The following is a 25,537-nucleotide window of genomic DNA, read 5'->3' on the forward strand; positions in this document are numbered from 1 at the left end:
AAAAGACCCGTACATGTTAATGTACGGGTCTTTTTGCGTGCGTCGATTGGGGGGGGGGCGAAGGCGCAAAATGTCGGTAATATATTTTTATGGTATGTTCTTTTATTTGTGATTGAATGTTTTTGAGTGTATAGTTTGCGTGTTTTCAATAGTACTATACAGGGGAGTTATGGCTAAAAAAATAATTGAGTGCTCTTCTCGGCCTATGAAAGTTCTTATAGTCGAAGATAGCATGACTTTTTCTGGTATTCTTAAAAGATGCATAAAATCTAGTCTGAACGTTGAAAGTTTAGTGTTTGGTGATTACGCTAGTGCTGAAGAATTTCTTAATAATAATGAATGTGAATTTTTTGCAGCCTTGCTGGATATTAACTTACCTGATGCTCCCAACGGAGAGATTGTTGATCTGGTTGTAAGCAAGAATATACCATCTATTGTGTTTACTGGGGAACTTAGTGATGATCTACGTGATATCATGTGGGCCAAACGTATTGTTGACTATGTACCCAAGGAAAATTTCGGAAACATTGAGCATGTCATAAATTTAGTGGACAGGCTTAGAAAGAATATTAATACCAAGGTTCTTGTCGTAGATGATTCCAGTACTAGCCGAAATCTTTGTCGAGCCTTACTCGATGTCTGCAATTTTCAGGTTATCGAAGCTGTGAACGGGCAAGAGGGCTTGGATTTGATTAATTCTGATAATGAGATTCGTCTCGTCATTGCTGATCATTATATGCCGATAATGGATGGCTTGACTCTTGTAAAAGAGATTCGTCGTAAATTTTCAAAGTCAGCTCTTCCTATAATTGGGTTGTCCGGGGTTGGCGGGGCTACCACTTCAGCTTATTTTTTGAAAGCCGGGGCTAATGATTATATTCATAAACCGTTTCTTGTTGAAGAATTTTACTGCCGAGTCTCTCATAATATTGAAAATTCCGAGTATATCAGCACAATAAAAGAAATGTCTGAGATCGACTATCTTACCGGAATTTGCAACAGGCGTTCATTTTTTAAATTTGGTGAAAAGCTTTTTTCTCAGCAGCAGCGCAGCGGGGCTACTATGGTGGCTGCCATGATCGATATTGACGAGTTTAAAAATTGTAATGACACTTATGGTCATATTGTCGGGGATGAAGTCATTAAAGATGTTGCTGATTTGTTGGCTAGTCGTTTTCGTAAGGGAGATGTTGTGTCTCGCTACGGTGGCGATGAATTTTGTTTGTTGTGTGCAGATATGAAGCCTGAGGAAATTAAGCATGTCTTTGACAGTGTTAAGGATGACATCGATAATAAAATCATAAAAGTGGGTGAGCATGAAATTTTTGTAACAGTAAGTATCGGTGTTTGCTCCACGATGATGCCTTCTTTAGATGAAATGGTCCTTGTTGCTGACAAGATGTTGTATGATGCCAAAGACAGTGGACGTAATCAGGTGTCTTATAGTGATTAAGAGGATTTGTTTTCAAAGAATATTTTATAGTTATTGACAGAGTGCAGCGCTTTCTATAGTTATTGCTCTCTTGCTTCAGCAAGATGCGTTCTTTAAGAAAAACACCTTCATGGTGATTACAAATATTTTTGATATTTGTCCTTGTGACCATTGAGGAGGGGCCACACCCGATCCCTTTCCGAACTCGGAAGTTAAGACCTCCATCGCCGATGATACTGCCAGGTAGCTGGTGGGAAACTAGGTCGTCGCAAGGACTTTTTTTTTAGAAAAACCCGGTACATATTTTATGTACCGGGTTTTTTGTTGTAAAGTTTTTTCGATTAAGCATTAAAAAAGGGTTTCTCATTTGAAGTGAGAAACCCTTTTGTTTTTATTCTAAGCGGTTAATGAACCGTGCTGCTGGTTTTTGTCTTTAATACATAGCTTCCGGCAAAAACAAAATAATTTGCGGGAAGATAGCGAACAGAATAAGTCCAACTATTATAGCTAGTAGGAATGGAATGGTTCCCTTAAATATTTCTTCAAGAGTAATTGATGGTTCAAACTTTTGCGCCATTCCGTAAACTACATAGACATTAATTCCAACTGGCGGAGTGATAACTCCTATCTGTGTTACCAGAACGATGATTATTCCGAACCAGATCGGGTCAAATCCAAGTGCCATTACTACAGGATAAAAAACAGGGATTGTGAGCATTATCAGGGCGAGAGCATCCATGAAACATCCGCCTATGAAATATATGCTAAGGATCATGGTCATGATGATAAGTGGATGCAGGTCAAACGACGCTGTCCATTCTGCCACATTGAAAGGGATTCTTGAAACAGCTAAAAACTTACCAAATATAACAGCTCCGGCTACTAGCAGAAGAACCATGCAGGATGTTCGTAGTGTTTCGTGAAGAGAATTCACAAAAGCCTGCCATGTCAGCTGTCGTTTGATGATTCCAAGAGCGAGGATACCAAGAACACCGACTGCGGCAGATTCGTTCGGAGTGAAAAATCCATAAAACATGCCGCCGATTACCAACCCGAATATTGCGAAAGTGTCAGCAAGTCCGACAAGTGAGCGCATCTTCTCAACAAAAGTGAATGTTTCACCTTTAGGGCCGAGATCAGGATTTTTGTGACACTGAATAGCTATTGCGATAATAAAAAGTACGGTAAGAACAAATGATGGAATTATTCCTGCCATGAACAGCGCGCCGATAGATTGCTCGGTCAGAACACCGTAAACGATAAGAACTACACTAGGCGGCATTATCATTCCAAGTCCTCCGCCTGATGCTACTGAGCCAGCTGCGAGGGAATTTGCATATCCATATCGTTTCATTTCAGGGATACCAACAGTCGCCATTGTAGCCGCTGTGGCCGGACTTGAGCCGCAGACAGCTCCGAAGGCAGTACATGCGGCCACTGTTGCCATTGCTAATCCGCCCTGAATATTTCCGAGGAAATGGTAAGCTGCCCGGTAGAGCTTGCGGCTTATGCCGCTATTGAAAGCAAGCTGCCCCATTAAAATAAAAAGAGGAATTGTAGCTAGACTGTATGAAGAAAATGAGTCGTAAAAGCTTCTGGATAATAAATTCAATCCTCCTTTCATAGATATGAGGATTGAAAATCCGCTAAAACCCACGAGTGTCATTACATAGGCAACTGGCATGCGGGTTAGAAAAAGTGCCAGCATTACTAGAACTCCGATGATTCCGGCAGTACTCGGTTCCATATTACTTTTCCCCCAGAAGATGTTCGGCTACTTCTTTAAGTAGAGTCAGAGTGAAGCAGGCAAATCCGAACGAGAGCGCGTAGATTATCATATAGGTGGGCAATTCCAGAGTCATGGTAACTTCACCCGCGGCTTTTAGGCTTTGAGCGTAAAGAACCAGTCTCCACGTAACCACTCCGAAAAGTATAGCGCTTGTAATATTGGTTCCACAGCGAATATTATGGCGGAGTTTTTTATTAAATTTGCTGACTAAGAATTCCACACCGATATTACTTTTCTGCGAATGGGTGTATCCCAGAGCAAGGCCGATGGTTAACACCGCTAACACCGCAACGATTTCTTCAACCCCGAAAATAGGAGAGCCAAATGCTCCACGGGATATAATGTCTGCCCCCGTCAGCAGTGCCATGCTGATAAGGCAAAAGGCTGCAATATTTTTCAGTACGCCCTCAAGCTTGTTAACAAAGGTTGAAATTTTTAATTCGCTCACAGGTTTCTCCGTTATAAACGTGGAAGGCTTTATGTTCTTTATTCTGTAAAAAAGTTCAAGACCTCACATTAATGGTGTGCGGTCTTGAACTTTTATTTCTTTAAAATAATATAACTTTCTTATATGAGAATGCTTTATTTGCTATTGCATTTTGCGAGTGAACTTACTGTGAAATCGAGGATTTCTTTTCCCTTCAGTCCCTTGCTGTCAGTCTTTTTGATGTATTCTGTCATCATTGGGGAAGCTTTTTCTTTCCAAATATTGCCTTCAGATTCGCTCATAGTGATGAACTTTCCGCCTTTAGAAACAAAGAATTCTTTACCGGCTGCATCACTTTCATCCCAAGCCTGACCATGTTTAACAGCCCATTCTTTGTTGATCTCAGTGATAATTTGCTGAAGGTCAGTTGGGATTGAGTTCCATTTGCTTTTGTTCATAACAACAAAAAAGGTTGTAGTGTATGCAACAGGGAAATCAAGTGTGCAATAATCAACGACTTCTGCCATTTTCCACCCTTTATTGCTTTCCATCGGATACATCCCGCCGCTTACAACGCCTTTACGAATGGCCTGATAAGAGTCCGGCATGGACATCGCGACAGGTGCGCCGCCGAGAGTTTTGATTAATTTTCCAGAGTTGCCTGTGCCGCGTAATTTTAATCCATTTATATCTTCTAAAGTCTTTACTTGGTTTTTTGCAGTGAAAAGCAGTCCGGGGCCATGTGCATGGAAGTACATGGGGGCAACATCGTCAAATTCTTTTGGTGTAAATTTTTCGAATACTTCGTTGGCGACTTTTGTTGCTGCCGCGCCGGATTTATAACCTAATGGAAGATCAACGGCAGCCATTGCGGGGAAACGTCCGCGTGAATATGCGAGAGCTGAAAGCCCGATGTCGGAGATGCCTTCAACAACACCATCATAACACTGCTTCGCTTTGGTGAGAGTTCCACCCGGGAAGTAAGAGACTCGAACTTGGCCGTCTGTACGTTTTTCAACTTCATCACACCATGCCTGAGCAAGTTTCGACTGAACGTGGGTAGGCGGGAAAAAATTCGAGTAGGTGAGGGTGATGGTTTCTGCATTCGCTGATAGCGGCAGTGCGGAAAAGCCGATGACTAAGGCTATGATCGAAAAGAGTATTTTTTTCATGATTTCTCCATGAAGAGCGGTTGTCTTTAAATTTAAGCTGCTAATTTTTTTTAAGTCCATTTGCTAAAGCAAGAGTAACAGCTGCCTCGCGAACATCTTTCAAATTTACAATTCCGGTTTCAAGAGCATTCTGAACCATGAAGCCCTCAAAAAGAACGGTGTTGAATGCACCTAATTTTTCAGGCGGGTAGTCTGTTTCAATGAATTTTCCGACCAAGTTCGCAAAAACTGTTTCAGATAATCGATATTGACTGAGGCCTAAATCATCACGTAATTCCGGGATGCGTGAGGCATAGACTGTAAATTCGAGAAAAACTTTTGCCCAATTATAATCGCGTACAATTATTTCCAAAAAATCCCAGATAATGTGCATGACTTCTTCAAGACTTTGAGCTTCATCCAGCCGGTTATCTCTTGAGCTTCGATATGCTGCGAGTTTGTTTTCAACTATTTCTAAGAACAGTTTATCCTTGCTCACCCAGTGCCGGTAAAAGCTTCCTTTTGAATAGCCTGCATGAGTTGTAATTTCGGCTACAGTTGTTGCTATGAATCCTTTTAATCCGAAAAGTTCTTCGGCAGAATCCATTAATTCTTTTTTGGTTTGTTTAGATTTTTCTTGTTGTTTTCTAGCCATTTGGCTTTCTCCACAAACATTGTTGCGGCCGATGGTCACAAAATGACCGTTGGTCATGTTTTACGAGGTATAGCTTTGAGGTACAAAGCTGTCAAGGGTATTCGTCAGAGTTCTCTGGTGTACTATTGTGGTTGATAATGAGTTACTTATCTATTGACTTGTCAGTTAAACGCAGTTCGTTTCTTTTTAATTATTCTGTTATGTTTGATTTCATATATTAGCGATAAAAATGAGGTTCAAATTAAATGAGATTTGTTTGGTTGAGTGTTGTGCTATTTGTTATGTGTCTGGCTCCTTTTTCGCTTTCAGCGCATCCGCTTGGCGAGGTTGTGCAAGAGACTACTATTCAGAATGAAGGGACACGTATTTTAATCATTTATAGAACGGCTATTGGACCATCCATAACAGCAACGCTTGTTCCTGATTCTGATCGTGATGGTAAAGTTACTTCTTCGGAAGAAGCTGAGCTGGCGCGGGCAATTCATAAAATTCTGTATCCGAATATAGAAGTTATTTTAGACGGTAAGCCTGTTGTTATGGATCTTTATTATGACTCCGTAGCACCAGCGACCGGAGGATATAATAATGGTTTGCGAGCAAATATGATTTATTCCGTTGCGATTGAGGATAATTCAGAGAGTCATGAACTAAAAGTTTCAGATAATAATTTTAAGGCCGGAGAGCTTAAATGGCTGAAGTGGTTTGTTCAGGCAGATCCGAGTGTCAGCAAAGTTGCTACCTCCGCTAATTCTAGAACTTTGAACTTTATTTTTACAAGTGTTGCAACAGGCGATGAGAGATCTAAATCTATTCTGAATTCCGGCAATAATCCTGGTTCAGATAAGGGGCTTGCGCCGGAACCGAAGGAAGATTCAAGTCAGGCTGCTTTGCGGGAATATCTTTCAAGAGAAAATTTAGGAACCGGAGCGGCTTTGTTTGCTCTCGGACTGGCATTCGTTTTAGGAATGGGTCACGCTTTAAGTCCCGGACATGGTAAGGCTATGGTTGCGGCCTATTTGATCGGTCGTAGTGGCAAAATTAAAGATGCTTTTACTCTGGGCATAATTGTTACCATTACCCATGTCGCCAGTGTTATCGTGCTAGGATTGATAGCTTTATTACTATCAAGGTATTTTTTGCCGGGTGATCTGTATCCTTGGCTAGGAGCTTTTTCAGGAGGTCTGGTTTTTTTGGTGGGTTATCTGATGCTTGCGAAACGAGCTTTGCATGGACATCATCACCATCATGATCATGAGTCGAAAGAGGGAAGTGAATCGTTATCGTGGTGGTCCATGTTAAGCCTTGGAATTGCGGGAGGTATGGTTCCTTGTCCTACTGCTCTTGTTGTATTGCTTGCGGCGGTTGCATTGGGGCGTATTGCCTTCGGGCTTATGTTGATCTCGGCATTTAGTCTCGGTCTTGCTGCCGTACTTATTTTTATCGGAATTTTAACGGTTAAGGCTTCAAAATTATCTGAGAAGTTCGCAGGTTCACGCCGATGGATTGAAAATTTGCCAGTTGTAAGTGCAGGGCTCGTTATGGTTGCAGGAATAGCAATTGCTCTGAATGCTCTACACGCCGGCGGAATTTTGAAATTTTTCCCATAATATTTATTGTGTAATTTCGCATAAAATAAACCGGGCTGTCTTTTTAAAAGCAAGCCCGGTTTATAATCATAAATATCAGAATCAGCTATTTTTTCTTAGCGTTGCGTTCCCAGTGTTTCAGCACTGTATCGATTGTTCTGAGTCTGGAAATTTTTCTGGAGATGTCGATCAGGGCAAGTTTTATGAGCCGATCCTTATCAGGATGCATGTATTCACCTGTAAGATTCATTGCATATGAAACCGGGGGATCATTTTCAACTCCGAGAAAATCTCCATTGATATCGACAAGAGCTGTGTACTGCTCGTAATCTTCATCAAAGGTGATAGAAATTTCTGAAAGCCCGATAACTACGTAATCAACCGCGTTATCCCGTGCAATGGCGATAATTTCATCTTCTGTTACGGTTTGTTGTTGCGTGGCGTAGGATCTTTTGCATGAATCTAAAAGAAATCCCGTGATCATTCTGTCCCTGTGGGTTTCAAATCCAGCTTCATTAAATTCTTGTTGCAGGGATTTATTCAGGTTTCGAATGAGATTATCGCATTCTTGGAGTGAAAGATTTTCATTTTTTATTCTAGGCACCAAGGAAAAAACAATAGTCGGTTTGCCGGATTTTTCATAAACCTTGAAGCCGTCCTGTCCGCTAAAAGCGCATGATGCAGTGAATAGCAGCAGTATGAAAGTAATGTTGAATATGACAAAGCGTGTTTTTTTCATAAAAGATGTTCCTTAGCGTGTGCATGAATCAATGTCTGACAAAGCATTGATCAGGCTGTTGTAGAAATGTACGTCCGAGACTTTGGTGTGTCTTTTGGAAACGGGTATTTGTATCCCTTTTATACATTTAATTTTATCTCCTCCGCCTTCGAGGTAACAAGCTGTGGTGTAATTGCGCTCAGTGTATGGACCTAGATCCACGTCTTTCACTCCGGTTTTGATGGTCAGCGTATACTTAATTTCCGGTTTAGGCATACGCATTTTTGTCTGATAGACATTGTCGCGTTCAGAGAAACCTTTTTCGGTCCCTTGTTGAAATGATACTCCGAACATAGACACTGCGGCATGAAGACCTCTGCGTATAGCCGGAAATCTTGATTTCGCGGGTAGTACAAGATGTTCTTCGGAGAGAGCCTGTGCTGTAAGCATCTCCGCGAGAGCAGAATATTTTTTTGAATTTTCAATTCTTTTGAGAGTTCCTTGCGAAATGTTTATGCCGGAAACGGAACATGTTTTTGTTGTAAAAAGATACTCCATGTCTGCAAGGCAGTTCACCAGTGATTCATGTGCATTCGGTTTAAGTGTTTTGCGGTCAGTAAAGAAGGTCACTATTGCTGAGCGTATCTGCCCGGCAAGAGGTTCAAGACTGAAACTTTTTGTCTTGTTTAAATAGGGAACAGACACGATCAACGGGACAGAGTATACAAGGGATTCGGATTCAGCTTGAAAAATTAGAAAATTTATGCCGATATAAACAGTTCCCTTATAGAGATTTTGTTCCGCAGAACCAAATTCATCAACAAATGAGATAACATTATCTACAAATAATAATGGAATCAGGATGGCCCCGGCATCGAATTTAGTATCGAAACCCGCTCGTTTGATGTTGATGCCATCGTTTTTGATGGCGGCTCTTTTCAGAAATCCTAAAATGCCTTTTCTAAGTTCTTTTTTGAAATCTTTATTACTAAGAATCTTGTTCAGCTCATCTTTATGCCTGTCCTTTTCTTTGTTTTTAACTTTGCCGATGGCTGGAGCCATTAAATAGAGATCTTTTGCCTGAACCTGCGAGGAGGGTAGCAAAATACAAAGCAGAGCAAGGACATAGCATAGTTTACGAGTCATACTCTTACCACTTGTGCTCTTCTATTGAATCACTTTTTTCCTTTTCTTTCAGTTCTTCGGTACACTGCTGTGATGATTCCGTTTCATTTTTTAGTTCACCTGCGGAACTGTTCACATCACGCATCGAGTTTCGGGCTGTGTCAGCGTTTTTGAATCCACAGCTGACGAGAAGTAACATTGTAGCCATACATAGAATAATAAGTGTAATTTTTTTCATGTTAACCTCTTTGGTCTTTTTTAGTTAATCAAGAAGATCTTCTGCCAATGCTACAGAGTCAGCTTTCTTTTCCACCATCTTAAATCCTTCCTGAGTCTGGCGCGAATAAGAATCTTTTAATCTTTTGCTGAGTGCTAATTTTTTTTCGTAATAAGACTCAAGTGTTGTTGTTATCTGAGTGTTTTTGCGACGGGCTGTCATAATAATTCTACTTATGTCGGCCCCTTGTTTAGCAATAAGAGCTGAATTTTTTTCAATGTAATCGTAATCATTTTTGAAGTCAGAAAGCAGGGTGGTCAAATCAGATAACTCTTCTTGTATTTCCATCATGCGTGGCAGAACAGTGAGCGCTTGTACTGGATTAGATTGAGCGTTACTGATTTGCGCTACTAGTTGAGTTCCAGAAATAGTAAGAATTCCAATCTGTTTGGTAGCTTCCACAGTCAGTGGGCCGGATTTTTCTTCGTAAGCGTTAACGGCTCTGTCTATCCCGAGAATAACGTTGCCGGATTTATCAATACTGAAATCATACATTGCATTTGACGCATGAAGGTTATTTGAAAATGATTTAATTATTGAGTCCATATTTTGAATCTGACTCGCATTAAGTTTAGAGAAGGAATCAGCTTCAACCTTAATCTGTCTTTCCAAGCTGCTGAGCATTTTAGCATTTTCAGCTATTTTTACGGAAGCGCCTTCAATTGAATTTGTCGGCTCGTAAGATAAGTCATTAATAAATGCCTTGATAGAAATTTTTTCCATCCCTGTTGAGCATACACCTTGAGCTGTATCTATTGCTGTTTTATAATTTTGATTCATGGTGGAAACTGTAGCACCGACAAGTGACTGAAGAGCTCTGGTCTCATTTAGTGCACGAAGCATCTGTTCTCTGATTTCTACAGTTTTTTTAGCAAGTTCTTTTGAAGTACTCACGGATTTAAGAATTTCTTTTAAAGCATCATCCTCACTTTTTACCTGAGTCGAAGTTCTTCGGTCGGGGGCTGTTCCGGTCAGAGCCGCCGCAAAAGCTCCGAAAAGATTCAGGGCATTGTTTGAACTTTGTGTTGTTCTTTTAGTTGTTTTTTTGGGGTGGGGAGAAGAATTGTAGGTTGTCGTGGGTTTTTTTTGAGTCGTTGAAGTTGTGCTGTATATCGTTTTGGATTTAGTGCCGGTTGAAGAGCTGCGACTGATTGTTTCAGTTTTTGCGATTGGGTTTTCGGGGTCGGCAACGCATAGTTCTGCAATTACAAACCCTTCAAAATAATCGCCTCTAATTTTGTAAAAATTATTTTCGACACCCAAGATGTCAAATTCAGTATTCGGTGCTAATTCCAAAGCTGTTTTTGAGTGTGTTGACGGGGAGTTGTGGATTGATACAGCTTCTTTGTTTCTCCCTCTTGTTCCTAGGTAGTTTTCAAAATCAAGATTAATGAGCTTGTGGAAGACGTAGCCAGGAGATTTAGAATTATCTGTGCGTTTAACTCGATACCAGTTTTTTTGTTTACCGATGAGTTCAACTTGAGTTCCTTTCGGCAAAATATCCACTACAGGCGATTCTGAAGCCGCTTTTTCTCGTACATTACTTTTTAAAACAGCGGTACCTGTTACTATAGGTGTAATTATTACAGTCTGCGTTGCTGTTTGGCTCTGAATTGAGTTTTGAGGTGAAGGTTTTTGCTGGGGAATGCAACCGGAACAAATTAGGCTGAAAGAAATTATCATGCTGGTCAATATTTTTAAACACATAAAAAAATCTCCCCGAAAAGATCTGTTTTATAGTTACGGTAGGCTTTATAAAGAAAATCTAAATGTAAAAAAATCTTCCTAGATTGGCTTTTAATTTCGCATATTTTATGAATAAAATAAAGAGGTGTAGTTTTTTTTTAAGTCTTGAGGATAGTTTTTATAAAAGAAAAAGCCCCTCATAGTTTTTAAACTGTGAGGGGCTATAAACCTTATATTTAAGGTATATATTTACACTTGTTCGCCGGTTTTACCAAATCTACGCTGTCTTTTAGTGAATTCTGCCAGGGCCTTATCCAGTTCCTCTGAATTAAAGTCCGGCCAGTAAATATCAGTAAAATACAGTTCGGAGTATGCGGCCTGAAACAATAGATAGTTAGAAAGCCGTTTTTCTCCGCTGGTGCGGATAATTAAATCAGGGTCCGGTTGCCCGGCTGTATATAAATTATCAGAAAGGGTTTCAACGGTTACCTGATCTTCTCTCAGTCCCGAAGATATCATTTTTCTACAAGCCCGCACTAATTCATCCCTGCCTGAATAATTCAATGCAAGGTTTAATGTCATCGAGCTACAATGCTGAGTCTTTTTTATGGTATGGGCAACAACCTGCTTTACGCCGAAGGGAAACTCTGAAAGTTCACCTAAAATTTTAAGGCGTATATCCTGTTCACACAGGTTAACCAGTTCAGTTTTCAAAAAAACTGTCAGCAGGTTGAAGAGTTGAGCTATTTCATCCTTAGGTCTGGCCCAGTTTTCCTTGGAGAAGGTGTAAAGAGTCAGATGCTTAATGCCGAGTCTGCGACATTGGGTGACAATAGCTTTCGCTGCTTCAGTGCCGGCTTTATGACCTTCGCTGCGCGACAGATCACGAGCCTTTGCCCATCTACCGTTACCATCCATTATGATGGCTAAATGTCGGGGCATCATTATGTTATATTTCCAGAATTTCCTTTTCTTTTGCTAAAAAGAGTTCATCACATTTTTTGATGAATTCATCTGTAAGTTTTTGCACATCATCCTGAGATTTATGCAAATCGTCTTCACTGATGTCTTTATCTTTTTCCAATTTTTTAAAGCTGTCGTTCAAGTCGCGGCGGACATTGCGGATGGCTATTTTGGAATCTTCAGTGAATTTTTTAGCGACCTTGACGAGTTCTTTACGGCGTTCTTCTGTCAAAGGCGGAATGCAGATACGAATAACTTTTCCGTCGTTAACAGGGTTCAAGCCCAAGTCTGATTTAAGCAGAGCTTTATCAATCAGAGCAAAAGCTCCTTTATCCCACGGCTGAATAGTAATGGTACGGGAGTCCGGTACAGCTACTGAAGCCACTTGGTTGATTGGAGTAGGAGTTCCATAATAATCGACCATAATATGATCAATCAGTCCGGTTGAAGCTCTTCCTGTGCGGAGTCTAACAAAGTCTCCACTGAGACTGGTTAGAGCGCCTTCCATTCTTTTAATGCCATCTGACATAACTTCTTTAATCATTATTTCCTCCATGGACTATTGTTCCGATCTTTTCACCTTTAACTACCCTTGTGATGTTTCCTTCTTCAAAAAGGTTAAAGACAATGATGGGCAGGTTGTTATCCATAGCTAATGAAATAGCTGTGGAATCCATAACCCCGAGTCTTTTCTCAAGAGTTTCAATATAGGTGATAGATTCAAATTTTACTGCATCTGAATGTTTCATAGGGTCTTTATCGTAGACACCGTCAACTTTGGTAGCTTTGATAATAGCTTCAGCTTTTAATTCCATTGCTCTAAGAGCCGCGGCTGTATCCGTTGTGAAAAAGGGGTTTCCGGTTCCGGCAGCACAAATAACTACGCGTCCTTTTTCAAGATGGCGAATCGCTCTGCGGCGGACATATGGTTCGGCAACAGCCTGCATTGGAATTGCGGATAATACTCGTGTGTCACAGTCGAGTTTTTCCAGTGCGTCTTGAACAGCAAGGGCATTCATGACAGTTGCAAGCATTCCCATGTAATCGGCTGAAGATCTATCCATTCCTTTAGCGGAAGCGGATAAACCTCTAAAAATATTACCTCCGCCGATAACCAAAGCGACCTGTACTCCGGTTTTGGCTACAGCTGCAATTTCTCCACAGAATTTGCTGATTGCTGCTGGCTCAATACCGAATTGCTGATCTCCGGCGAGAGCTTCACCGCTGAGTTTGATCATTACTCGTGAATAGTGCAATTTGTCCATAGTTTACCCCGTTTTTCCGCGGACTTTGTCCGGTTATGAGTAGAAGCAGATCCGGATAAGCCTAATTCTGAGCAGAGGGAAAGAGTTCCCCGCTAATGCTTCCGGTTAGCATTAACTATTGCTTTAAAAAATCTGTATGAGTTTTATGATAACAGAGAATCTGCTTCAATAAACTCGGCATGGTAAAATTGTTCCCTAAAAAAACTCAAATTCTTACGGGTTGTTAGTTCGTATTGAATTTGAGCTGAAATATTTTCCATCGCTGATATCTCCATAAATCCGGATTGTGCTGGCTTCCGGTTCGGGTGTTTCCTGCGTGGTTTTAAGGCAATATAGGGAAGTAGTTTTCTACCAATCTCGTCCTTCGGCAAGAGCTCTGCCGAGTTTTTAAAAATCGGGCAAAAAAAACGGGCCTTGCGGCCCGTTTTATATTCCGTCTTATTCTTCTTCGGCTTCTTCTGCTGCACCATCTGCTGTTTCAGCAAGGTTGATGCGGGCAAATCGTCCAATTTGCATATTCTCACCGAGAATAGCGATTGTTTCGTTCAGGATGTCTTTGATTGTCTTCTTGTCATCCTTAATAAAAGGCTGCTCAAGGAGACAGACTTCCTTGTAGTATTTCTGAATACGTCCAACGACGATCTTTTCAGCGATATTAGCAGGTTTGCCTTCAGCAATTGCTTGCTGCAGGTAAATTGCTTTTTCTTTTTCAAGAATATCCTGAGGAAGTTCATCGGGGCTGACACAAAGAGGGCTGGTTGCAGCAACCTGCATAGCAACGTCTTTGGTCAACTGAATGAACTGGTCGGATTTAGCAACAAAGTCTGTTTCACATCTAACTTCAACGATAGCGGAGAGTTTGCCGTTGCTGTGCATGTAAGAACCGATAAGTCCTTCACTTGTAGCACGGCCAGCTTTTTTAGCTGCCTTTGAAAGTCCTTTTTCGCGAAGGTATGTGATAGCTTTTTCTTCATTTCCATCACATTCAGCAAGAGCTTTTTTGCAATCCATCATGCCTACGCCAGTTTTTTCGCGCAGGGATTTTACCATCTGAGCAGTAACAGCAGCCATGACTAAACAGCCTCCGGAGTAGTTGCTTCAGCTTTAGCTTCAGGAGCGGCAGCTTTAGTTGCTTCAGCTTTAGCTTCTTCAACTTTAGTTTCAGGAGCAACAGCTTTTTCAGTTGCTTTAACTTTTTCTTCTGCAATTTCGTTGTCTTCTTTACGACGAGCAGCGCCTTCGAGACAAGCATCAGCCATGTGAGCTGCGAAAAGCTTAATGGCACGGATAGCGTCATCGTTACCGGGGATGATATAATCAACCATGTCCGGGTCGCAGTTTGAGTCAACAACAGCAACTACAGGGATACCGAGTTTGCGGCATTCGAGAATAGCAATATGTTCACGCTTGGGGTCAATGACGAATGCGACAGCAGGAGCACCGTTAAGGTCTTTAATGCCGCCGAGTGCGAGGGTAAGTTTTTTAACCTCGCGGCCCATCATTACGATTTCCTTTTTTGGGAAACGTTTGATGGAACCGTCTTCGAACATTTCTTCAAGGTTTTTAAGGCGATCAATGCGGCGTTTGATTGTCTGGAAGTTGGTAAGAGTTCCACCCATCCAGCGATGTGTTACATGAAACATACCTGCACGGGTAGCTTCAGTTGCAACTGCTTCCTGAGCCTGACGCTTAGTACCGATGAAAAGAACTTTTCCACCTTTTGCGACAGAGTCAGCAATGAAATCGTGAGCTTTACGGAAAAGCTTAACAGTCTGCTGGAGGTCCATGATGTGGATTCCGTTACGTGCGCCGAAGATGTAAGGACGCATTTTTGGATTCCATCTACGGGTCTGGTGACCGAAATGAACGCCTGTTTCCAGCATCTGTTTCATAGTTACATATGCCATAATAATTCTCCTGGGTTTTTCTTCCATCCCGGCATCAACAGACTTCACAACAATTGTGAAGCACCCTTATTCGACCGGAATGTGCGAATTTAGCTACGCACAACTACGGGAAAATTGATTTGAAATCAACCCTTGGTGCGAGCAAAAAAAAAATAGTTTGAAACTGTCGGGTTTAACCCTTTTACCCAAGCCCTCGTATTATTGAACAGGAGTCCGGATCGACTCATCTTTTACCACTGTATTGGTTAAGATTCCTATTCCTTCAATTTCGACTTCGACCGAGTCTCCAGCTGATAAAGTTCCGATTCCCGGCGGGGTGCCTGTTAAAATAACATCGCCCGGGGTGAGAGTCATGACATGCGAAATAAAACTGATAAGTTCCGAAGGGCTATATATCATATCTGATGTATTTCCTTCCTGCCTGACTTTACCGTTAACACTGGTTCTCAGTGTTAAAGAGTTAGGATCGGCAACTGCTGTTTCGATACAGGGGCCTATCGGGGCAAAAGTGTCAAATCCTTTAGCCCGTGCGAAAAGTTTATCTTTCTTCTGTAGATCTCGAGCCGTTACGTCGTTGGCGCAAGTATATCCGAATACATGCTTTGCTGCATTTTCAGGCAGTATGTTTTTCCCGGCCTGACCTATTACAATTGCCAGTTCGCCTTCATAGTCAACCTGTTCGGACATGGCCGGAATGATGATTTTACCGCCGTTACCTATTACTGAGGATGGTGGCTTAAGGAATATCAGGGGTTCTTCCGGGAGGTCCATATTCAGTTCACGTGCATGTTCTTTATAGTTAAGACCTGCACATATTATTTTTGAAGGGACAGCAATCGGAAGTATTGTGCATTCAGATATCGGAAATGCGTTTTGGTTACCATTTTTTGACAGGAGCGGCTTGAAAACATCTCCCTCTTCAAATGTTGCGTAAAAGATAGCCCCGTTATGTTTAATTCTGAATACTTTCATTTTAACCCTTTAAGCTGTTTTTTAATTATAATTGTGACAACGTAGCACAATTTGTTATAAAATTCATATAAGTCTTTTGGGGTAAATACTACTTATTTACACATCGCATCGGGAGTCTATTTCCTGAGCTTCATTTCCGGTCAGCGTGATAATGAGCGGGATAACTACCGGGTCACGGCCTAGTACTTTGCGGAAAAATCTTCGTAATGCGGAACGAATTCTTTCTTTTAATTTAATAGTCTGTCCCGGAGGTATATTTTCAAAAACATCCAGAATAATGCATTTCGCGTCTTCGAGAAGATGTGAGTATTGTTGTTCAAAAACAAACCCTTTGGATGTTACTTCCGGTCCTCGGAGAATTTCTCCGGTGTTAACGTCAATCACGATGGTTACGATGACGAGCCCTTCTCCGGCTAAAAGCTGACGTTCTTTAATGACAGTCTGTCCGACATCTCCAACCCCTTTGCCGTCCACGAGTGTGCATTGAACTGGGATAACCTTTTCAACACGTATTCCATGAGTCAGAAAAGTGATAGGCTCGCCGTCTTCTATAACTAAAGCTTTTTCAGGATCAACTCCTGTTTCCACAGCAAGTCTGGAATGCTTGACCAGATGTCTGTATTCACCATGAACAGGGATGAAATATTTCGGCTTAACGGTTTCAAGCATGGTCCGCAGTTCTTCTTTGTACGCGTGGCCTGATGCATGAATGCCGTGTTTTTGCTCATGAAGAACTTCAGCTCCGAGCTTGTAGAGTCTATTGATGACCCGTGTAATGGCTTTTGTATTGCCGGGAATGGAGCGGGAAGACATCAGGACGAGATCACCTTTTTTTATCCTGAGCTGGCGATGTTCCCCGGTCGACAGTCTTGAAAGTGCAGCAAGAGGTTCCCCTTGCGAGCCTGTGACAAGCAGAACGACTTCATGGTCGTCGTAATACGGCAGGTCTTCTATCTCGATAATTGTAGAAGATGAAACATGTAGTTGCCCCAGATCGCGCGCCAGATCGATATTCCTTGCAAGGCTTCGTCCGCTGATTCCGACTTTTCTGTCAGTTTCAACTGCAAGGTCGAATATTTCCTGCATGCGCTGGATGTGGCTTGAAAAAAGAGTAACTAAAATTCGTCCTTCAGCTTCTTCAAAAATTCCTCTCATGGACCCTTTGATGTCTCTTTCAGTCAGGGCATGCCCATCCTGTTCGACATTTGTTGAGTCTGAGAGAAGCAGGGTGACTCCTTGCTCGGAAAATTTGCTGATGCCATCAAGGTCTGTTTTATGTCCGTCAAGAGGAGTGCGGTCGATCTTAAAGTCACCTGTGTGGATTATTCGTCCGACAGGAGTTTCAATCCCGAGTGCAAAACCATCTACTATAGAATGGCAGACGGGAAAAAAGTTAAAAAACAAATCACCGAACTGAACTCTATCATGAGCTTTAACTTCATGCAGATCTATATAATCAATGAGATTGTGTTCTTTCAGTTTGTTTTCAACAAGTCCAAGAGTAAATTTTGAACCATAGACAGGTACATTAATATAAGGAAGAAGCCACGGCAGAGCTCCGATATGATCTTCGTGTCCGTGCGTTAAAACAATCGCTTTGAGGCGATGTTTCAGAGCAAGAATATGGTCAAAGCGCGGGATGGCAATATCTACACCGAAAAGAGCGTTGTCGGGAAAGATTAATCCGCAATCAACAACAACGACAGTTTCCTCAGTGCTGAGCATCATGCAGTTAAGACCGATTTCTCCAAGTCCTCCGAGTGGGCATACCGTTAACTGGTGCTCACTCATGCCTCATCTCCGCATAAGCTTTGTTCATAATTTCCTGTAAATCTTCTTTTATTTTCTCTCTGTCCTTCAAAGTATATTTGGTAGTATCTATGGGGGGGAGAGCTTTAATTCTAATTTTCTGGCAGGGACTCATGATAAGTTTGCCTTTGTACAGAACTTTTTCCGGTCCGACCATTAAAATAGGAGCTATGGGCTTTTGACATTTTAAAGCCAGAATCATGCCGCCAATTTTAAAAGGCAGAAGTTTATTAGGATCAGGATTACGTGTTCCTTCAGGAAAAATTAACGGAGAGTGTCCGCTGTTTGCTACTTCAACAGCATGCTGGATGTCTTTCATTCCTTGTCTGCTGTTGTCTCTGTCTATTGAAATATGTTTTGCTGCTGCCATTGCATGTCCGAATATGGGGAAATTAAATAAAGATTTTTTGGCAACGAATTTGAACTGCCAAGGGCTCAAAAAATGGAACAACAGAGGAATGTCGAAAAAACTCTGATGGTTGACCATAAAAACGTAAGTTTGATTTTTATCAAGAGCGCTAAGGTCAACATCAAATTCGCAACCACTGGCATCCAGTACGGCCTTTCCCCAGGATCGTTCGCTCCAGTGGAAATTTTTTTGTGTTTTTGAAAAAATGATTACGAGGGAGTAAAAAATAGTAAGCGGTAATAATAATATGTAGAAATATATGAGTCTTAACATGTTTTAGTCGTTAGCTTTTTGGGGGTTAGAAGTTTATAGAAATTATAGTTTTTACAAAGCGAAGATGTTTTTTAATTTTTAATTATGCGGTCAGGAGTTCTGCTCTCTTCGATAATTAACTTGATAGTGTAATTTGGCACGGGAAACAAGAGCAGATCCTAAAAAGTAAAAAGTTAAATGTGTAACGATGTTGCCTCATGAAACTATAAAGGCCACTCATAAAAATGAGCGGCCTTTATAATTTTAAAGTATATTCAGACTAATTTTAAGCATCAGCCGGACTTTCGCGGTCTGATATAATTTTTTCTGCTATCTGAGACGGGCATTCTTCGTAGTGGGAAAGTTCCATTGTGAAGGTTCCCTGCCCTCCGGTCATTGACCGCAGATCCGGTGCGTATTGCAGTATCTCTGACATGGGAACATGTGCTTTAACTTCAGTGACTCCCGATGTTGAGCCGGAACCGAGGACTTTTCCTCTGCGGCTGGAAAGGTCGCCTATAATGTCTCCCATGAATTCATCAGGAACTTCAACAAGTATATTCATAAGAGGTTCAAGCAGAGATATTCCCGCAGTCTCGCATGCTTTTTTGAAAGCCATTGAACCTGCAACTTTGAAAGCCATTTCAGATGAATCCACAGCGTGATATGTTCCATCATAAAGGGTGACCTTAAAATCAATGATAGGAGCACCTGCAAGGATTCCTTTTGCCGCACTCTCCTGAACTCCTTTGTCCACGGCAGGAATATATTGTTTCGGGATTACTCCACCGACGATTGCATTAACAAATTCATAGCCTGCACCTTTTTCCAGAGGTTCAAGTTTGATCCAGCAATCTCCGAACTGCCCGCGTCCGCCGGATTGTTTCTTATAACGCCCCTGAACTTCGGCTGACCCTTTAATTGTTTCGCGGTAAGGCACTTTAGGTGTTTTAAGAATGATATCGGTCTTGTAGCGACGCCTAGCTTTTTCTACTGAAATTTCAATATGATTCTGTCCCATGCCGGAAAGAAGAATGTCTCCGGATTCTTCGTCGCGGGAAAGTGTCAAATTAATATCTTCAACAAGCAGTTTCATAATAGCTTGGAAAACTTTATCTTCCTCGCCTTTTTCTGCCGGAGCTAAAGCAAATGTTATCAGTTGGGGGGCGACGTTCGGTTTTATCATTTCAAAAGGAGATTTTTCATCGCATAGAGTGTCGCCGGTGAATGTTTCCTTGAGTTTGGCAAGGGTTATGATTGCACCGGGGCCGACGGGGTCTTTCACGGGCCGCTGGTCTTTACCGTTAAGTAACTGAATGGTGCCGAGTCTTTCTTTGGATTCTCTGCCGGGATTGATAAGGGTAAGGTCACCGGATACTGTTCCTGACAGAACGCGACAGAGGGTGAGCTGTCCGGCAAATGGATCTGCCAGAGTTTTGAAAACAAAACATGCAACAGGTGCATCCGGGTCAGAAGCTCTGGTTGAGCCGTCTTCACTTTTCCAGTCCGGGTGTTCCAGCGGAGAAGGAAGGTAGGTCTGAACCATATCAAGTAAGAAAGATCCCCCTTTATTTTCAATCGCTGAACCTAGGCAGACAGGGAAAATAGTACGGTTTTTTACACCTAAGGAGAGTCCCTGAGTAATTTCGTCAGGGGTCAGTTCGCCTACTTCGAGGTATTTTTCCATGAGTTCTTCATCACTTTCAGCGATGTTTTCAATCATGGTTTCGCGCAGAATTTCTATTTCTTCTGCGATATCGTCAGGGATTTCGCCCTTGGACATCTTACCGTTTTCTTCAAACATGTAGGCTGTGCCGGAAAGCATATCCACAATGCCTTTAAAATTTTCCTTGCTTCCTATTGGATACTGGAGCAGTACGGGGCTGATCCCGAGCGCTGAATTCAGGCTGTTAAAAGAGAAGTCAAAGTCCGCTCGATCACGATCCATTTTATTGATAAAAATTACGGTAGGAAGTTCGGCTTTTTCGACTGCCGCCCATACTTTGCGGGAAAGAGGCTTGACGCCGTCTACTGCGTCAATGGTAAAGATAACACCGTCTGACGCTGTTAAAGAGTATGGAAGGTCTCCGCAAAAATTAGGATCACCCGGAGTATCAATAAGGTAATGATTATTCTTCTTCCATTTGTAACCGGCAAATCCTGGTTGAATTGATCCGCGGCGTTTTATTTCTTCCGGTTCGTTGTCGAGGGCTGTTGTTCCTTCTTCAATTTTGCCGAGACGATCAATGACGCCTGTGTTAAAAAGTAGCATTTCTGCGGTCGATGTTTTACCACAACCGCTATGTCCTACAAGTGCATAAGTCCGTTGGTTTTTTAAGGCTTCAGACATTCACAACTCCGTTTCTCTGAATGTTCAACTAGCCGGAACAAAAAGTCCCTGCTTCCAGTACGATTGTGCAACTTATACTTCTACATGGTTGACACATATTGGGACACCAGCGCCAACATGTCAAGCATAGAGAACTGATGAATGTTGCTATGCAGGTATCCGTTAAACAAGATAAAAATAATGAATTGATTCGGAGGTAATTAAGGTGACTGATGCTCAAATATACAGTTTTGACCCTGCTGAAATAGACTGTTCAGGCGAATGGTTGCTTTATCCTTCTTTATTTGATGAAGGGTTTATCAGTTCTATAAAAACAGTGGGACAGCTTGTGCCTGTTCTTTTTGCAAAGGACGGGAATAAAATTATTCTGGTTGCCGGACGGTCGCGTGTTTTGGCTGCTGAAAAACTCGGCGTGAAAGTGTCGGGTATTTTTGTGGATGCCGAGGATGAGGTTTCACGGGCATTTATTCATATGGAAGAAAACCGGGCGCGGGTTGCAGATGATGCGCTTAAGCTGAATGTTTTCAGGTTCTTCCATACGCGTATAGCTGAAAAAGATCTTTCGCAGCGAGTCGCACCGCTTCTCGGTATGAAGCCTAAGGCTAGAGATTTGAAACTCTGGCTCGAATGGTTGACTTTACCGCAGGATTTTGACGGAGTTCTTCAGTGCGGCAATTTCCCCCTTGCGGCTGTTTCGGTTTTTTCTAAATTTTCTGATGAGGATAAAAAAGCGATACTGCCTTATTTTGAAAAATTAGGCTGGTCCCGTTCCAATGCTGTAAATTTTCTTACTTGGCTTTATGAGACCTCCAGACGGGACATGAAGTCTGTGTCTGCTCTTATTTCGGAGCATGGGCTTTCTCCTGCAAAGGAAAATGAATCTCCCAAAGATGGAGTGGCTCGGCTTTGCAAGGCTGCTAAAATGCTTCGTTTTCCGGTATTCAGCGATCTTCTTAAAACTAAGGAAAATATAGTCGGTGAAATCTGCGTCGGTACAAAGTGGCGGGTTGAATCGGTAGGTAACTTTGAAACAGGTGAAGTTGTGCTCCAGACGCGTTTTAAGTCGCGGGATGTTATGCAGAAGGCTATTGAAGATTTGGATTCTATCCAGAAATCTGACGGCTGGGATAAGCTTTTTGAGATTGGCAGGGAAAAATAATGGAAAATAAGATTCAGGTTCCATCACACCTTGCAGGGATAGAAAAAATTTATGTGGACCGGAGCATGGTCGAAGCTCCTTTAACGGAAAGAGTTACTGGTCGTATTCCTCACATTCCGGTTGAAGTTGTCGATCCTGAAAATTTCCCTCACGAAGCTTTGGGGGAAGGGCAGTCGCTTTACCTTAAAGAGTATAAAGGTAAATTTTTAAAGTTTTGCCCCGGCACTCGTTATTATCATTGTTGCGGATATCGCATTATTCATATCGGCGAAAATTGTCCTATGGCCTGTTCATATTGTATATTGCAGGCATATTTTCATGACAAGGTTCTAAAAGTCTGGGCTAATCAGGAAGATCTGTTTGATGAACTCGGCAAATCTTTTTCTGTTGATCGGGATGCGCGTTTCCGCGTTGGAACCGGAGAATATACGGATTCGCTGGCCCTTGAAGCTGTCACAGGATACAGCCGCGACCTTGTTAAGTTTTTAGGAGATTATCCTAATGTCTGCCTTGAACTTAAATCCAAGGTGATAGATCTTTCATGGATGGATGTAGTAAAAAGAACCGATAGAATTTTACCGGCATGGTCACTGAATGCTCCGTTTGTGAACGAACACGAAGAATTTGGTGTGTCGACTTTGAAGGAAAGACTGGAAGCTGCAAAAATTTGCGCTGATGCAGGATTTAAAGTGTGTCTCCATTTTGATCCGATGATTCGTTTTGATGGTTGGCGTGAAGGTTATGCTGAAATTGTTGATATGATATTTGATTATCTGAAACCCGAGAATATAGCTTATCTGAGCATAGGATCTTTCAGGCACATGCCTCATTTAAAGCCTATTATAGAGCGTAATTTCCCTGAAACAACTTATATTTATGATGAGTTCATCATCGGAAATGATAATAAGATGCGTTTGCTCCGTCCATTGCGTGTGCGTCAGTTTAAATTTATAGTTGATAGATTACGCAAGCATGGAATGGATAAGCAGATGTATTTCTGTATGGAATCAACAGAAAATTGGCAGGATGTGTTCGGTTACACTCCGAAGGATCTTGGCGGACTTGGAAAGCATCTGATGAAACAGGCTTTTGGAGACTAAAATACTTTGAAATACTGGTAAAGTTGATGTATTAAGATTTTCAAAGGGGGATTATATGTCCTTACAAGATTATCAGACTCGCATAGATCGGTTGCAAAAAGGGCTTGGTAAGGCTTTTGCCGAGAATCCTTTCATATTTAATATTCCGGGCAAGTCTATAGCGCTGAAGGTAGACCCCTATTATTATGTGGCTTTCGAGCCTTCATTTACAGAAAATTTAAGTAAGTTCAGTGTAATGCTTAAACAAAATGTGCGGGATACTCTGGTTAGAACTGGGAATATAGTTTCTGCCGCAGAGACCCGTAATCCGCTGATAAAAATAAAACTTAAATGGGACGGGCGCACCTATGCTTTGAGCGCTTGTTTTGTAGAAGCGGAATTTATTGATCAGGCGCTTAAGATGTATGGCGGGGTAATCGGCGATATCGGGCTTTCGGATATGCAGATACTTTCTTCGGAACGTGAAAAGCTTGATAATTTTTTTGGCGAGCGAACTCTTTTGCAGTCAGTAGCTTTCACAGACTAGCAAGTTATATATAGTAAAAAAAGACACCCCGCCGAAACAATTGTTTCGGCGGGGTGTTGCTTATTTACGTAACTTACTTTTAGGGCAATTTTCTTCAAGATAACAGACTTCACATCCTCCGGAATAAGGATAAGGGGTGAATACTGCGTATTGTCTGCTTACAGTTCCTTCCTGATTCCATTCGAGTCCCAGTGATTTGAAAGCTGCAAGGGCTGCTTCGCCCGGTTTAGGCAGCGGAGCACATTTACCTTCTTCCAGTTCTGGAAGCAGGCTCTGCGCAGCGGACATGATCAGTGTGATTGCAAGGTTGTGATGTGCAAGGCCTTCTGTAGGTGTTTCCTGCCAAATTTCCTCAACAGCATCTTCAACGTCTTTATCGAGAAACAAGAGCAGAAAATCAGTTCCTTTTCCGTTCTTAGGTTTTTCGAGTCTGTATGCTTTTAGAAATGGAAGCCATTTGTTCCAATGTTCTTCAAGGCTTTCCATCAGGGATTGTTCGACCCGGGTGGAACCGTTCAATTCAGCAAAATAAAATATGTTGAATTCCGGTGTGGCTTTAATTTCTGATATTTTAAGAGTGTTCATATATTATCTCCTTGCTTGTTTTCAATTTGTAAGGAGTCCTTTACATGGTTCGAGCCAGACCCTCAAGTGTAAAAAAAATCCCCGGAAACCAATAATGGTCTCCGGGGATTTTTATAACAAAGTAAATTCAGATTACTGCTAGATTTTGCAGGCAGTTCTGAGGTCCGCGACTGCATCAGTCTGTTCCCAAGTAAAGTTGGGGTTGTTGCGGCCGAAGTGACCGTAACAAGCGGAATCTTTGTAGATAGGACGTCTGAGATCAAGTCTCTGAGAGATGTACCATGGGCGTAGGTCGAATACGTCTTTGACTGCTTTAGTCAAAACTTCATCGTCAACCTCACCGGTTCCGTGAGAAGTTGCCAGAACAGAAACAGGCTCAGCCACGCCGATAGCGTAAGCAACCTGAACTTCAGCGCGTTCTGCAAGGCCTGCAGCTACGATGTTTTTGGCAATGTAGCGAGCCATGTATGCACCGGAACGGTCAACTTTGGATGGGTCTTTTCCGGAGAAAGCGCCACCGCCGTGATTACCCATTCCACCGTAGGTGTCATTGATGATCTTACGTCCGGTAAGGCCGCAGTCACCCATGGGGCCGCCGATTACGAAGCGTCCAGTGGTGTTGATGTATATTTTGGTTTTTTCGTCAATCATATCAGCAGGAAGAGTTGCGAGAACTACTTCTCTTTTGATATCTTCATAAATCTGCTGCTGTTCGATTCCGTCATCGTGCTGGGCAGCGATAACAACGTCTGCAATACGGACAGGTTTGCCGTTGAAGTATTCAAAGGATATTTCTGTTTTTCCGTCAGGGCGAAGGTAGTCTAGGACTTTTTCTTTGCGGACACCTGCAAGTTTACGGGACAGCTTGTGTGCCCAGTAAATAGGAGCAGGCATGAGTGTGTCAGTTTCCTTACATGCGAAACCGAACATCATACCCTGATCGCCGGCACCCTGATTTTCAGGGGAGTTGCGGTCAACACCCTGAGCAATATCTACAGACTGTTTGTCGATAGAAGAGATAACCGCGCAAGTGTCGGCGTCAAAACCCATGTCTGAGTTGACGTAGCCGATTTCCCGGATAGTGTTACGGACGATTGCCTGAAAGTCGGCATATCCGCTTGTAGTAATTTCGCCGGCGATGAAAGCCATACCGGTGGTTACCAGAGTTTCACATGCTACTCTGGCATTGGGGTCCTGCGTGAGCAGGGCATCAAGGATTGAGTCTGAAATCTGGTCGGCCACTTTATCTGGGTGACCTTCTGTTACGGATTCAGAGGTAAAAAAGTACTTGCCTTTGCTGCAGATCATTAAAGTTCCTCCTGAAGTGAAATGAAACTGAGTTTAACAGAAACGTTTTCCGTTAATACTCTTTAATAAATTATAAAGCTTACGTT

The 25,537-nt window shown here is 42.1% G+C and carries 25 protein-coding genes and 1 rRNA gene; 6 read left to right on the plus strand and 20 right to left on the minus strand.

Annotated elements, in window-relative coordinates; translation table 11 throughout:
* Positions 1 to 169 precede the first annotated feature (169 nt).
* Both BLT41_RS09165 and rrf read left to right on the plus strand, forming a co-directional pair.
* The gene (locus BLT41_RS09165; protein WP_092160418.1) at positions 170 to 1,453 is read left to right on the plus strand and encodes a diguanylate cyclase; all 1,284 of its coding nucleotides are present in this window, start codon (positions 170 to 172) and stop codon (positions 1,451 to 1,453) included.
* A 139-nt stretch (positions 1,454 to 1,592) separates the two neighbouring features.
* Positions 1,593 to 1,707 (plus strand): 5S ribosomal RNA (rrf, locus tag BLT41_RS09170).
* A gap of 158 nt (positions 1,708 to 1,865) precedes the next feature.
* Here rrf and BLT41_RS09175 read toward each other — a convergent pair.
* From BLT41_RS09175 to BLT41_RS09190, 4 genes are all read right to left on the minus strand, one after another.
* Positions 1,866 to 3,179 carry a TRAP transporter large permease gene (locus BLT41_RS09175; protein ID WP_092160422.1) on the minus strand — a complete coding sequence of 438 codons (1,314 nt, stop codon included), beginning with the start codon at positions 3,177 to 3,179 and terminating at the stop codon, positions 1,866 to 1,868.
* 1 nt (position 3,180) lies between these two features.
* Positions 3,181 to 3,669: a TRAP transporter small permease gene (locus BLT41_RS09180; RefSeq protein WP_244512238.1), complete on the minus strand. Its 489-nt coding sequence runs from the start codon at positions 3,667 to 3,669 to the stop codon at positions 3,181 to 3,183.
* Positions 3,670 to 3,803: 134 nt separating this feature from the next.
* The gene (locus BLT41_RS09185; protein WP_092160424.1) at positions 3,804 to 4,820 is read right to left on the minus strand and encodes a TRAP transporter substrate-binding protein; all 1,017 of its coding nucleotides are present in this window, start codon (positions 4,818 to 4,820) and stop codon (positions 3,804 to 3,806) included.
* 40 nt (positions 4,821 to 4,860) lie between these two features.
* Entirely contained in the window at positions 4,861 to 5,454 is a 594-nt protein-coding gene (locus tag BLT41_RS09190) for a TetR/AcrR family transcriptional regulator (protein ID WP_092160427.1), read from the minus strand.
* Positions 5,455 to 5,699: 245 nt separating this feature from the next.
* Between BLT41_RS09190 and BLT41_RS09195 the strand changes: the two genes are divergently transcribed.
* Positions 5,700 to 7,061 (plus strand): nickel/cobalt transporter, encoded by a 1,362-nt coding sequence (locus BLT41_RS09195; protein WP_092160429.1) that lies wholly within the window; start codon positions 5,700 to 5,702, stop codon positions 7,059 to 7,061.
* A gap of 85 nt (positions 7,062 to 7,146) precedes the next feature.
* Here the strand turns inward: BLT41_RS09195 and BLT41_RS09200 are convergent, their stop codons facing one another.
* From BLT41_RS09200 to BLT41_RS09265, 14 genes are all read right to left on the minus strand, one after another.
* Positions 7,147 to 7,779, minus strand: coding sequence for a hypothetical protein (locus BLT41_RS09200; protein ID WP_092160432.1), 633 nt, complete (start codon positions 7,777 to 7,779; stop codon positions 7,147 to 7,149).
* 12 nt (positions 7,780 to 7,791) lie between these two features.
* On the minus strand, positions 7,792 to 8,904 hold the full coding sequence (locus BLT41_RS09205) for a hypothetical protein (protein WP_092160434.1): 1,113 nt from the start codon (positions 8,902 to 8,904) through the stop codon (positions 7,792 to 7,794).
* Between the two features lie 4 nt (positions 8,905 to 8,908).
* Positions 8,909 to 9,121 (minus strand): hypothetical protein, encoded by a 213-nt coding sequence (locus BLT41_RS09210; RefSeq protein WP_092160436.1) that lies wholly within the window; start codon positions 9,119 to 9,121, stop codon positions 8,909 to 8,911.
* Positions 9,122 to 9,145: 24 nt separating this feature from the next.
* Complete coding sequence (locus BLT41_RS09215) at positions 9,146 to 10,867, minus strand: SH3 domain-containing protein (RefSeq protein ID WP_092160438.1); 1,722 nt, start codon at positions 10,865 to 10,867, stop codon at positions 9,146 to 9,148.
* A 228-nt stretch (positions 10,868 to 11,095) separates the two neighbouring features.
* On the minus strand, positions 11,096 to 11,791 hold the full coding sequence (uppS, locus tag BLT41_RS09220; protein WP_092160440.1) for a polyprenyl diphosphate synthase: 696 nt from the start codon (positions 11,789 to 11,791) through the stop codon (positions 11,096 to 11,098).
* A gap of 4 nt (positions 11,792 to 11,795) precedes the next feature.
* The gene (gene frr, locus BLT41_RS09225; protein WP_092160442.1) at positions 11,796 to 12,353 is read right to left on the minus strand and encodes a ribosome recycling factor; all 558 of its coding nucleotides are present in this window, start codon (positions 12,351 to 12,353) and stop codon (positions 11,796 to 11,798) included.
* Positions 12,346 to 13,074, minus strand: a complete 729-nt coding sequence (gene pyrH, locus BLT41_RS09230; RefSeq protein WP_092160444.1) for a UMP kinase — start codon at positions 13,072 to 13,074, stop codon at positions 12,346 to 12,348. Before pyrH ends, frr begins: the two co-directional genes overlap by 8 nt.
* Positions 13,075 to 13,217: 143 nt before the next feature.
* The gene (locus BLT41_RS09235) at positions 13,218 to 13,544 is read right to left on the minus strand and encodes a hypothetical protein (RefSeq protein WP_092160446.1); all 327 of its coding nucleotides are present in this window, start codon (positions 13,542 to 13,544) and stop codon (positions 13,218 to 13,220) included.
* Positions 13,513 to 14,145: a translation elongation factor Ts gene (tsf, locus tag BLT41_RS09240; protein WP_092160448.1), complete on the minus strand. Its 633-nt coding sequence runs from the start codon at positions 14,143 to 14,145 to the stop codon at positions 13,513 to 13,515. Before tsf ends, BLT41_RS09235 begins: the two co-directional genes overlap by 32 nt.
* A gap of 2 nt (positions 14,146 to 14,147) precedes the next feature.
* Complete coding sequence (gene rpsB, locus BLT41_RS09245; protein WP_092160451.1) at positions 14,148 to 14,981, minus strand: 30S ribosomal protein S2; 834 nt, start codon at positions 14,979 to 14,981, stop codon at positions 14,148 to 14,150.
* A gap of 198 nt (positions 14,982 to 15,179) precedes the next feature.
* Positions 15,180 to 15,953, minus strand: coding sequence for a fumarylacetoacetate hydrolase family protein (locus BLT41_RS09250; protein ID WP_092160471.1), 774 nt, complete (start codon positions 15,951 to 15,953; stop codon positions 15,180 to 15,182).
* Positions 15,954 to 16,049: 96 nt separating this feature from the next.
* Complete coding sequence (locus tag BLT41_RS09255) at positions 16,050 to 17,744, minus strand: ribonuclease J (RefSeq protein WP_092160474.1); 1,695 nt, start codon at positions 17,742 to 17,744, stop codon at positions 16,050 to 16,052.
* Positions 17,737 to 18,444, minus strand: coding sequence for a lysophospholipid acyltransferase family protein (locus BLT41_RS09260; protein ID WP_092160482.1), 708 nt, complete (start codon positions 18,442 to 18,444; stop codon positions 17,737 to 17,739). The genes BLT41_RS09255 and BLT41_RS09260 overlap by 8 nt, the downstream gene beginning before the upstream one ends.
* Before the next feature lie 265 nt (positions 18,445 to 18,709).
* Positions 18,710 to 20,773: an elongation factor G gene (locus BLT41_RS09265; RefSeq protein WP_092160484.1), complete on the minus strand. Its 2,064-nt coding sequence runs from the start codon at positions 20,771 to 20,773 to the stop codon at positions 18,710 to 18,712.
* 205 nt (positions 20,774 to 20,978) lie between these two features.
* Here BLT41_RS09265 and BLT41_RS09270 point away from each other — a divergent pair, with 205 nt between their 5' ends.
* The 3 genes from BLT41_RS09270 to BLT41_RS09280 are packed head-to-tail and all read left to right on the plus strand — an operon-like array spanning position 20,979 to position 23,558.
* On the plus strand, positions 20,979 to 21,932 hold the full coding sequence (locus BLT41_RS09270) for a ParB/RepB/Spo0J family partition protein (protein WP_092160486.1): 954 nt from the start codon (positions 20,979 to 20,981) through the stop codon (positions 21,930 to 21,932).
* Complete coding sequence (locus tag BLT41_RS09275) at positions 21,932 to 23,032, plus strand: SPL family radical SAM protein (RefSeq protein ID WP_092160487.1); 1,101 nt, start codon at positions 21,932 to 21,934, stop codon at positions 23,030 to 23,032. The genes BLT41_RS09270 and BLT41_RS09275 overlap by 1 nt, the downstream gene beginning before the upstream one ends.
* A gap of 55 nt (positions 23,033 to 23,087) precedes the next feature.
* On the plus strand, positions 23,088 to 23,558 hold the full coding sequence (locus BLT41_RS09280; RefSeq protein WP_092160489.1) for a hypothetical protein: 471 nt from the start codon (positions 23,088 to 23,090) through the stop codon (positions 23,556 to 23,558).
* A gap of 60 nt (positions 23,559 to 23,618) precedes the next feature.
* On the opposite strand, the gene BLT41_RS09285 is transcribed toward BLT41_RS09280, so the two are convergent.
* Together BLT41_RS09285 and metK are read right to left on the minus strand one after the other, a co-directional pair.
* Positions 23,619 to 24,143: a hypothetical protein gene (locus tag BLT41_RS09285; protein WP_092160491.1), complete on the minus strand. Its 525-nt coding sequence runs from the start codon at positions 24,141 to 24,143 to the stop codon at positions 23,619 to 23,621.
* Positions 24,144 to 24,281: 138 nt separating this feature from the next.
* Positions 24,282 to 25,451: a methionine adenosyltransferase gene (metK, locus tag BLT41_RS09290; RefSeq protein WP_092160493.1), complete on the minus strand. Its 1,170-nt coding sequence runs from the start codon at positions 25,449 to 25,451 to the stop codon at positions 24,282 to 24,284.
* Positions 25,452 to 25,537: the final 86 nt, after the last annotated feature.

It is taken from the genome of Maridesulfovibrio ferrireducens (genome assembly GCF_900101105.1).
GTDB lineage: Bacteria > Desulfobacterota > Desulfovibrionia > Desulfovibrionales > Desulfovibrionaceae > Maridesulfovibrio > Maridesulfovibrio ferrireducens.